The organism is Nitrosophilus sp. (genome assembly GCF_982775275.1).
The window spans coordinates 1-1088 of sequence record NZ_CEXZHP010000336.1 but is presented as its reverse complement, the minus strand read 5'-3'; the positions used below and the strand labels follow the sequence as shown (position 1 = coordinate 1088).

Genomic DNA, 1088 nt, shown 5'->3' with positions numbered 1-1088 from the left:
GTGTCCATACAGCTCCGGGACACGGGGAGGATGACTATCGTGTCGGACTTGTTTACAATCTTGAAGTCCTTATGCCAGTCGATGAGACGGGGTGTTATGATGCTACTGTAGTGCGTGAGGGACTTATCCCAAATGCCGAGGAGTTTGTAGGGCGTCATATCTTCAAATCCAATGAAGCGCTTATTGAGCTTATGGGTGATGCCGTGCTTAAAGTCGATAAATTTATCCACTCCTATCCACACTGCTGGAGAAGCCATACTCCACTCATCTACCGTGCAACAAAACAGTGGTTTATCTCTGTTGATGGCACACCGGAGGGTGAGAGCAAAACACTGCGTGAGATAGCACTTGATGAAGTAAACAAAACAAAATTCATCCCTGAGAGCGGGCGTAAACGCCTTACATCCATGGTTGAAAACCGTCCTGACTGGTGTATCTCACGCCAGCGTGATTGGGGTGTGCCTATCGCCTTTTTCAGAGTCAAAGCTACAGGCGAGGTGCTTCTTGATGAGAAGGTCCTTAACTTTGTTGCGATGATTTTTGAGATGCAAGGGAGTGATGCGTGGTACTCTATGGATATCGCTCAGCTTCTCTACCCGGGTTGTGAGTATAAGCCAGAGGAGCTTGAAAAAGTCAATGACATCCTTGATGTATGGTTTGACTCAGGTTCAACATGGAACTCTGTACTCAAATCTCGTAACTATGATGCGGGAGCATATCCGGCAGACCTTTATGTAGAGGGGAGTGACCAACACCGTGGATGGTTTCAGTCATCTCTTTTCCTCTCAACAGCAGTACAGCACAAAGCACCATACAAAGGTGTTCTCACACACGGCTTTACCGTTGATGAAAAGGGTGAGAAGATGTCTAAATCAAAAGGCAATGTTATCGCACCGGAGAAGGTACTTAAAGAGTACGGTAGTGAAATCCTTCGCCTTTGGGTTGCATCATCCGATTATCAGGGAGATTTGAAAATTTCTCAGGGTATCTTGAAACAGACATCAGAAAACTACAGAAAACTGCGTAATACTTTTAGAATTATGCTTGCAAATATCAATGACCTCCAAGAGCTCACACTAGTTGAGAAG

The 1088-nt window shown here is 45.4% G+C and carries 1 protein-coding gene; it reads left to right on the top strand.

Annotated features, from left to right (window positions below; translation table 11 throughout):
• Positions 1-1088, top strand: a 1088-nt coding sequence (locus AC30RD_RS09830) for a class I tRNA ligase family protein (protein ID WP_489494385.1), incomplete at both ends; no start/stop codon positions are given.